The 9,527-nt window shown below is 39.8% G+C and carries 6 protein-coding genes and 2 pseudogenes; 7 read left to right on the top strand and 1 reads right to left on the bottom strand.

The window, feature by feature from the left end:
• Window positions 1-982: 982 nt before the first annotated feature.
• From H6G97_RS38385 to H6G97_RS38365, 5 genes are all read left to right on the top strand, one after another.
• Window positions 983-1,441: a hypothetical protein gene (locus tag H6G97_RS38385; protein WP_190945915.1), complete on the top strand. Its 459-nt coding sequence runs from the start codon at window positions 983-985 to the stop codon at window positions 1,439-1,441.
• Window positions 1,442-1,576: 135 nt separating this feature from the next.
• Window positions 1,577-2,815 carry a ParM/StbA family protein gene (locus tag H6G97_RS38380; RefSeq protein ID WP_190945914.1) on the top strand — a complete coding sequence of 413 codons (1,239 nt, stop codon included), beginning with the start codon at window positions 1,577-1,579 and terminating at the stop codon, window positions 2,813-2,815.
• A 384-nt stretch (window positions 2,816-3,199) separates the two neighbouring features.
• Window positions 3,200-4,393 (top strand): AIPR family protein, encoded by a 1,194-nt coding sequence (locus H6G97_RS38375; protein ID WP_190945913.1) that lies wholly within the window; start codon window positions 3,200-3,202, stop codon window positions 4,391-4,393.
• Between the two features lies 1 nt (window position 4,394).
• On the top strand, window positions 4,395-4,805 hold the full coding sequence (locus tag H6G97_RS38370) for a hypothetical protein (protein ID WP_190945912.1): 411 nt from the start codon (window positions 4,395-4,397) through the stop codon (window positions 4,803-4,805).
• A gap of 198 nt (window positions 4,806-5,003) precedes the next feature.
• On the top strand, window positions 5,004-5,378 hold the full coding sequence (locus tag H6G97_RS38365; protein WP_190945911.1) for a hypothetical protein: 375 nt from the start codon (window positions 5,004-5,006) through the stop codon (window positions 5,376-5,378).
• A gap of 76 nt (window positions 5,379-5,454) precedes the next feature.
• Here the strand turns inward: H6G97_RS38365 and H6G97_RS38360 are convergent, their stop codons facing one another.
• On the bottom strand, window positions 5,455-5,988 hold the full coding sequence (locus H6G97_RS38360; RefSeq protein ID WP_190945910.1) for a hypothetical protein: 534 nt from the start codon (window positions 5,986-5,988) through the stop codon (window positions 5,455-5,457).
• Between the two features lie 38 nt (window positions 5,989-6,026).
• On the opposite strand from H6G97_RS38360, the pseudogene H6G97_RS38355 reads away from it, so the two are divergent.
• Together H6G97_RS38355 and H6G97_RS56490 are read left to right on the top strand one after the other, a co-directional pair.
• Window positions 6,027-6,800, top strand: a pseudogene (locus tag H6G97_RS38355) (hypothetical protein); the annotation flags it as partial.
• 122 nt (window positions 6,801-6,922) lie between these two features.
• Window positions 6,923-9,201 (top strand): annotated as a pseudogene (locus H6G97_RS56490) (hypothetical protein); the annotation flags it as partial.
• Window positions 9,202-9,527: the final 326 nt, after the last annotated feature.

Below are 9,527 nucleotides of genomic sequence, written 5' to 3'. Positions count from 1 at the left end.
CTCGTTGGGGATCTGGTGGCTATGCTTTTTTTCTTCTGGTAACTATAAACAAGATTAATTATTCGCTTGTTCGTATTGTTTCCGCGAACTACTTCTTTTTGTCCAAAGTCCAATCAAGAATAAAATGCTTGATAACAGAATTTTTCAGTAGCTGCTCAAAGTTAATCAGCGTTAAATTGTAATTTTTAGTAGTGTTTCGTAGCACAAACAGAAAAAACTGTTTTTTTGAAGTACAAAAGCAATACCTTTGTAGTACGCATTCTCAATAATTTTGAAGTTATTGAGAATAAAAATGGAGTAAAAAAGTAGCTCAAAAGCAGTAATGGTAAGGCTTAAGCCCTATTTTATTTCTCAAAATCTGATGCCAGACTGGTAGCTGTAGAGCTACCCAACAGCTACCAGTTGGGAAGTCATGAAACTATAACAAACTGATTTTTTTGTGTCATAACAGGTAGCTGTTTATCACCTGTAGAGCTACCCAACAGCTACCAGTTGAGTGAAGTATTCAGGGATACTTTTTTAGCACTGAGAAAGTCTACTAAATTGTGTGCCTTAGTAGATTTAAAAGAGAAGATAAATTCACCTGACTTTTCAGAGTATGTTGAAAGGGTAGACGGTGTAAAGCGTGAGGTTTAGGGTGTGGGGTGAGCGGGGTAGTAAGGCTTTCTTGAGGAACTTAAACTCAAAGAGCGTTTCACCATTCCCAATCTTGATGTTCGTGTAGCGTGTCGTAGGCAAAATTTGAGGACTTAGGGTGAAAAGCCAGAGAATTTCGCCAAGAATTTAGATATTTAGATATGAAGATATGTAAAGATTCAATGATCGGAAAATTAATTTTAATCAGTAGCAGATGAAAAATAAAAAATATTTGTTTTAGAATGAGACGAGAAAGGTTTAACCTTTTAAATGTGCTTAAGTGAAAAATGGAACTGCTTTACCTAAAAATGTTTGACTCCAGTAATTGGAATTTTTGGGAATAAGCATGAATGAAATAAAACAGGAAATAATTTCCATTAGAAGGGTAGCCGAGACTATAGATGGAAAGATAATCAGCTATCTAAAATCTACGCCACTAGCGTTAGAGGAAGATTTCTCAGAATTGGTCATGGCTACGCTCAAGAAGCACTGGCTACCTTTAGCATTATTGTCATCAGGGGTAAGGGATGAAAGGCTAAGGCAGAATGGTATTTGGGCAATTGGAGAGTTAGAAGCACAAATAAGCTGTATACGGCGGATTTGTGGAATAGAGAATGACCCAATAGCAATTAATTCATTAATTAAGCCTCAAATAACAGTGACAACATCATCCGAGAGCGCATCCATCTTAGAAAATATGTCACAAACAGGACAGTTAAACGCGGATGAAGATGAAGAATGGATGCAAATGGAAATTCCAGAAGAGGTAAAACAGGCTAATCAGATGTTGGGCTGGAACGGTTAAAGCGTAGGCGCAAGCCAAGTCGTAGACATCGCCTGATTCGCAATCATGTTTTGAAGCTGGGCTTGATCCAGACACAAATTCTGTTGCCTTTTGAGATAGAGAAAGTAATAACGGGATGAAAGCAAGGAATAGAACATGAATAGAAAGAGCATTTCGGACTTCGCAGAGTACACAAAAGTTGTCCTCACGTTGGATTTAGGGGCAAGTACAACCAAGGCGATAGCACAGGTATACCCAGACGGAGTACCAATAGTAATAACGATGGAACCAGAGATAGCAGATGTGGGCTATGGTTCAATAGAGTTTTTATCAAGCCAATCCTCGGTACAAGACAATACAGTATGGATAGGTATTGGTGAAGAATATTATGTTTTAGGTGCATTATCGAAAAGTATGTTTGCTGGGACATCAGCAATCAGGGACTTGAAATACAGTTATGCCCTACCGAAGATAGCAGCATTGATGTGGTTGGCAATTCGGCGGTTGGGATTAGGGGTAAAAGTTGATTTAGGGATTTATTTACAAATATTGTTGCCACCAGGGGAAATAGCTCATGCCAATCATTTGGGTAAACAATTAACACAGAGACTAAAAACAGGTGTCAAAACACCAACAGGGAAGTTCAAATGTAAAATCAGAAGTTTTAATGCGGCATTAGAAGGGGCTGGACTATTGACGTATCGCAGCTGTAATGTCAATGTCAACTATTTTCAAAAGAATATAGGAATGTTGATGTTGGGGTATAGGAATGCTAGTTTTACCCTCTCAATGAAAGGCAATTCATCAAAAGCGGAATCAACAGATTTAGGAATGAATTGGCTTGTGAGTCAGTTTGTTGAAAGAACTGCGGTAGGTTTGTCCAAAGAAGATTCACGCTTAGTCAAGGCAATAGTAGAAGCCAGAGATGGAGATTTTGACTCATTACGTCGATTATCACGGAAAAATAAACCAGAGGAAATACAATTGGATGTAGACTTATTCGAGAAAATATTACCCCTAGTTCGTGAAGAATACACCCGTGCCTTATTACGATGGGTAAAAGGTATAGCTGTTATGGATGAAGTGCTAATTTGTGGGGGAACAGCAACTTTTGTACGTCACGAGCTAACCCAATATTTTGACAATGAAGGCATTCCCATTTGCTGGAATGGTGGGATGGAGCTTCCTAAATATCTAGACACAATGGGATTAGGAGATAGAGTATGTGATGTTTGGGGATCTCACATTAGCCATATCAAAATGCTGGATTTGAATTTAAAATATGATCGCCAAGATAAACCTTTAGTCCCTGATTATTATGTTCAACCATCTTCTCTTTTGTCGGTAGCCGAGATGAGGGCTAAAAATGGATATTTAACTAGCAAGTTATTCTAGCCCCAAGGCTTGCAATTGAAAAAATAGCTACCCCATACTCGCCTCAACAACGTTACTCAATGAAATCTAGCAGTTTGCCAAGCAAACTTGGCGGGGTAAAGGGAAAGGGGAAAGGGGAAAGGATTTAAACCCCTTAACCTTTTCCCTGGTTACTGAGCGCAGTCGTTGACGTAGCCTCTCCAAGAGTTGTATCCCCTTTTCCCAGCCTGAAAAAGCGCATTTTTGGGTTGGCAGACTACTAGCTGTCGTTCTTACCTAACGAGTTTATTGTGATTGCTGGGGTGAGTGGTGGCGTAAATCAACCTTGATGGATGCACTCAACGGACAACGGTCCGCCAAAGGGAAGTGTTTGTTAAACATGTTGACCTATACAAGAACAAGAATATGCCCAAAAATTGGACTTTGAAAATAAACCAGTACATCAATACAAATTCCAACTGCATTATTGCTACCGCCCATGTGGATAGTTTTCCCTCCGACCTACCCCTAGAACCAAATATCCGCGAACCTAATCCTAAAAGCTCAATGTACAAACAAGTATTTGATTCACTCACCACCCAGCCGGAAAAATTCTTTCAAAGAAATAACGGAATTGTACTGTGTGTTAACAAGGTTTTGCCCAAAAATAAAACTGAACTGGAGTTAGAGGTACTACAGGCTAATGAAGGCGGCAACGATGGTATTATCAACGGTGGGCATACAGTATTAGCATTTAAGCAAGCTAGAGCAAATAAGTACGACCTCTCTCTAGCCAGGGTCAAAGTCACAATCCATATTGGGCTAAGTGAAGACGAAGCGAAAGATATAGCTCTGGCATCAAACACATCAGCCCCAGTAGATGCGCGGTCAAAGGTAAATGCCAGAGGTGATTATAAATTCATCAAACAGTTTTTAGCAAAATTAGAGATGGAGGAAGAAACGAAATTCCGCATTGCTTACTATCAACATCAAAGTGGTACGCCTAAAAGTCCACAGTGCAATGTCAACCATTTGATTAAGTTGATGAATTGCTTGGACAGGAACAAGTACAACCCGAATAAATCTAAAGGTAAGCATCCACCTGTCAGCAATAATCCCTCTTTAAGTGATGGTGAAAGACAAAGGTTGTCGAAATTGTTGCCGCTACTGTCCAAGGCTATGTGGATTGAGCAACAACTGTTCAAAACCATTGAAGCTTACATCACCAACCCCAAGAAAAAAGGGGTAGACCTAGCATCAATCGATGCCCGTAAGAATACGCTATTGCCCGACAGCCGTTACTCATTTGGGTTTAGTGCGCCAGCAGATATTGCTATGCCTGTTGTTGCTGCTTATCGAGTCTTTTTGGATGAGAACTACAACTGGTTAATTCCTTTTGATGATTTCGCCCTTGATTTTCTAGAGCATTTATGGGCGAACTATTATAAGAAATACTTGGTGTCGGAGAAACTGGCTGGCAATACAGTTGGTAGCAAAATCTGTCGTAATCCAGTGATTTGGGATAATCTTTACGTTTCGGCTCAAAACTATCTCAATCAACAATTGCTCAAGATGGTTGAGTCAAGCAATAAACGCGAACAATTAACCTTGGTCAATTGATATGGCTGAAACGACACATTTGCAGGTACAAGAATTATCACGGTTTGCCCAAGAGCAAGACTTCAATCAGCAATATAGACAGTATTTCGGGGATGTCTGGGACGAAGTTGGAGTTAGTGATATCTCCAAAATGACCATTCAAGATGCCGAGCAAACTTTGAAGGTACTAGCTGATAGTGAAGCATCTCCCCAATTCATCAAATCTCTACTAGCACAAGCAGCAATTGATGGTGCTACACCGCAGGTTTTGGAGTATTTCTTGAGTAGTGATATTGACGGCTATGGGCGGACTCTGGCACAAGAAATATTGCAAGATGGGACGAACCCATTGCAGCCAGATATACCCCAAGCACCACGCAAGGCACAGGTTTTATCTCCATCTCCAACTGAAGATTTGGGCTGGGAAATATAGCATACATTCTCAAACTTTACTAGCAACCTGAGCTTTGATTTTTTCAGTACTCAAGTTGCTAGTTCTTTTTTGAAAGTATATTTAAACTTCTTAAGTTAGGTATGAGTTCCATTTTTCAAAAAGCACAGTAGGGTGTAATTGAATTATTGATTACACCTGTTCTCTCAACTAACTCCTAAATCAAGTGAGGACATAATTATGACTATATTAGGTATTAATAGACCTTTAGATACAACCCAGGCAAAACTGTGGGACGAGGGCGATTTGTCTACAAGCGATCGCCGCCGGGAGCATCTAGAAATTCTTCTGTGCCAGAAAGTACAGATAGGTGAAGACCCTACCTTGTGTAAACAAGTGTTGAATTATTTGTATTTCTCGGCATTTCAGCAGAATATCAATCGCATTACTGCCCAAAAGGAAAAAGAAAGGTCAGTATTTGCCTCCCTACAGCAAGTGATTATTACGTCTTTTGCTATTTTAGGGATGTTTGCGTTCCTTGCCGCCGCTTCTAACAAGTCAGTTGTGCGCTCGTCTGGGGTAATCCCTCCAGCTATAGAACGGCAAGCCAATTGACAAGGTATGAGCATAAAAAGCTGAAAGTAGCACGATAACAAAACTTTCAGCTTTCCAAAAATCTTAAACATCTAGCTTAAAACCAGGAAGTATCTTTATCGAACGGAAGTGTACTGGGTTCTTCGTTGTTCCTTAAGTCTACCTCCATCTGCTTTATGCGTTGTGTATATGTTCGGCTTGAAGCACGTAGTCTATTCATTTCTTGCTCACCAAAATTAATCCCCATTTCTGCTTTCCGAGCCGACACTCGATTATAGTTTTCTACATCCAGTATTTTGCGCCGTTCCATTTCTCCTAGCCATTCGGAGCTAATACCTTTTTTTAGTTCAGATTCGATATATTCTGGCTTGAGAGTACCATCACTGTTGAACTGCTGCTGCTCTGTAGGGGTGAAGAAATCGTAGGCAGTATAAACAGGCCAAGGTTCTGGATCTGTTTCGTCTAGTCGTTTCCATTCATCATATTCTGCCTTACATCTACGAGCATAACTATCAACTGCTCCTGGATCTGACCCTCTAGATAACTTTTGTTGTCTTGCTTCATCCTTTAAAGTCCCGTCTGCGTTAAATTCTTTCCCGTGCATATTTAACCAGCGTTTAATTCTTGACATATTGGACTCCTAAAAATTTTGAATGATTAAATAAGATTATGTCTTTGCAATTCCAACACTTTGCTCCCAGATTAAATCAATGGATTCATACTGATGGAGATAATCAGAATCCCCAATCAATTTTAACTGAAAAATTAGATAATACTCTATTAGAATTTTACTTTTCAGATCAACAGTTTTCTTTCGGACATATAGATGAATATAGTAGGTCAGAAGATTTAAGAAATCACCCAAATGGGCATACGCTGTTATTATCTTCTAAAACCCGATTATTGTACGGGTCGCCAGAATGCTTGGAAGTAATTGAAAAGTTATGCCCTGATAGAAAAGATAGAGGTGCTTACGGTTCAATCTTTCTAGGGGGGTGTAAAAATTCGATACATGAAGAGTTAAATATTTTAATTGTAGATGACTCTACTGAAGCTCAGGGTGAAAATGGAGGAATTATTAACAAAGACAATGCTTTTAAGTTGGTAGGTGACTGCTACGGGCAAATTTCTACCCAGCTATATGATAAATTAACTAAAAGACCAGAACAGCAAGATAAAAGTTATCGTGTAATTCAGCATCGATTTGGGTGGACAGAAACTGATGGAGAAGATACTAAATATCGATTCGGTAAGGGGACATTAAGACCTTACAGTTTTGATAAAATCGAGTATGCTGATACTAATAATGAACCCAAAATTGACTTAATTATTCCCCTATCTAGCTTCAAAGGTACAGACAAAGATCATCCCGATAAACCGACTAAACCCCAAATTCAACCGGGATTATATAAACAAAAAATCTGGTTAGGCGAAAAGTCCCAATCAGAGCGCAATACGGTTCAGTTAAGGCTAAAACTCTTTATCAAAGTCAAATTTTTTAACGAACCGCAGAGGCACAGAGGGAACAGAGAGAAGAAAAAAATGCTTAACTGAACCGTATTGAATCAGAGCGAGGTAAAACTGCTATATCTCAATTATTAGCATCATTTCCTCAAGGTATTAAGGATTTTGCTGAAGAACTAGAGGTACAAGCCCAAAAGCTAGCAGAAGCTCAAGATGACCCTAGAATTGTTGCACAACTGTACTGTGAAAACTACGAAAATCGAAAAGAATTTTCAGAAGAGCAAAAAAAATCTTTAGAACAAGAAATTATTGAATCAGTTAAAGCTGATACTTTAGGTAAACAAGTAGAGAATAATCCTGGTGAAGACTTAGAGCGAAACGATGAATCAGATGAATCTCAGAAAGATGATATGTTTATGTACAAACTCATCAAAGCTGATTTACTTGGACATCAACAATTACTAGAAACCGAAAAAGTAAAGCAAGAGTTGAGTCGATTTGTGCAAGGTCAGTGGCGTGATATTGCGGTTGGCAGGACATTAACTTTTGACCGAGGAATGATTATACCTTCCAAAGAACTCAAAAATGGCGAAATTTGCGCGACTTGGATAGATGAAAATGAAAAAGTATTAAATTTCCGTTCTCCCTTTCTTAATTCTAACGGTCTGTGTGTTTCTAATAACAAATATGTTGAAGACCGCCTAGCTCCAGATGGTACAGACTTACAAGGAATTATTGTAGTTAATGATGAAGATCACAAACGCATACTTGCTCGGATTGAAGCGCTAGAAGCCCAAGGTATTCAACACAACGAAGTTAATCCCCTCGAAACCGAATCACAACGTCAAGCGCGTGATTTCGACGGTGACTGTATTGGCATAGCACTTGCACTTCAATATCCAAACTTCACAGCCGAAGCCGAGTACAGAAACCAGCCTGAAAATGCTTATCGGCCTACTGTTAAAGAAAAGAAACAATCATTTTATTTGGAAAATGGAAGTTAGCCCCCATTTGAAGAAATCGCTATCCACATGAGCGATAGCATCAGCGTCGGCATAATCAACAATCAAGTGACAGCATTGGAAGCATTAGAATCGGAAATTGAGGTACTTAAAACTTACGGTAACTTAGAACAACAGTCAACTTATTTAGACCAAGTATCTAAGCACTATCAAACTTTATTTGAACAGGAACATGGCGAGAAGCCCAAACCAATTAGAGCAGAGTACAAACCTTTCATGCAATCTGTTGTAGCTATAGCAGAGAATCCTAACAGAACGCCAAAAATCATTCAACAGGCGATGGATGTTAACCGCCTGATGTACCGAGAAATGATTGGTGAGGGATGCTATCAAAACCAAATAGCGGTTGATTTATTCAAAAGTGCTAAAAAACCTGAGATGAATAAAATCCGGGAAAACAGCCGCTACTTATATCGTGATGTTAATTATATTAAAGATAAAAAGTCGCCTTCAGTTTATTTAAATACGGGGATAACACCAAAGGGCTACTCACCAGTAGAATTATTAATTAGCCAAACCAATAAATATTTCCAAGAATCACAGTTAGAATCGCGTCCCATAGTTCAGTTTAAAGACTTGTTCAAAGGGGTAGAATTTACACCACAGCAAAAATTTGCAGCGATCGCCGCCAAGTACGAGTTTGATCTGAAGTTCAACGCTGCGGTTCGTGCCTCAAGGCGGCGAGAAACAGAGTCTGGCCCTAGCGCAATTATTCAAACGGATTCAGGAACGCAACTCGAAATTACCAACCTCACACGTTACGGGCATCCCCTAATCTGGAAAGCCCAGACGTTGAACATTCGCCTAAATGAGATTAAATTCACAAACAGTGAACGCCCCCATAAATTATTAGCAGTTGCACAGATAGATGGCGAGGTTGGGAAAGATGGAAAACCCGCTTACCGCAACCTGGGGACAGTTAGCCAACAATCTGTGACTGACCACAACTTCAAATCGGGGATGACCATGCAGGGAGCTAAACTCCTAGAACTAAAACCAGAACTTACTAGAAGCCAAACTAAATTACTTTTCGACAAGGCACAAGAGGCGGCTCTCGCATTTTATGCGAAAATCCCAGAGTCAGAAAAACTTGCTCTATCCGCCGCCGCTTGGAACATTTGTGCATCCCGCCAGGATGAACTTGAAGTTGCAAGAAAAGAAAACGCAAACCCCCAAGCGATGTCTAACGACAAGCCGCTCCGCGTCTACGCTAAAAAAGTATCTAACTTCGCCTTCGCTGCTTTCCCCAATGAGATTATCTCTCGCTTAGATAAATTGCAATTTACCGAACCGAAGTTAGTCACAATAATGAAGCGAATCAATTTTTAGGTCGAGACTGGAATCCTACCCAGGGTTAGCGCGTCTCAAACCCTATCAGGGCGGCCGCATCATGTCAATAAGCATACTTTATTGAGAATAGATTTAAAATCAATGTCATTAAGTTTTGCTTATTGCGAAAGTTTTAGGCGATCGCTTTGGGGCTTAAAAAATAATCAAGCTCGAAATCCTGATTTTTTCGTTGGTTCTTAACCTTCGTTGTGATCAAGAGTAATTTAGATGCGTTTGCCCTGCAAACCCTATTGACAAGCGGACTTACCTGATCAGCAGTCAAGTTAGAAACAAAGTGCCACTATCCAGGCTAGGGTAAGATTTAATCCATCTAGCCCCAAGGTTCGAGTAATGC

This window comes from Nostoc flagelliforme FACHB-838 (assembly GCF_014698065.1).
Lineage (GTDB): Bacteria > Cyanobacteriota > Cyanobacteriia > Cyanobacteriales > Nostocaceae > Nostoc > Nostoc flagelliforme_B.
The sequence above is the reverse complement of the archived record's forward strand: the minus strand, read 5'-3'. Positions and strand labels throughout refer to the sequence as shown.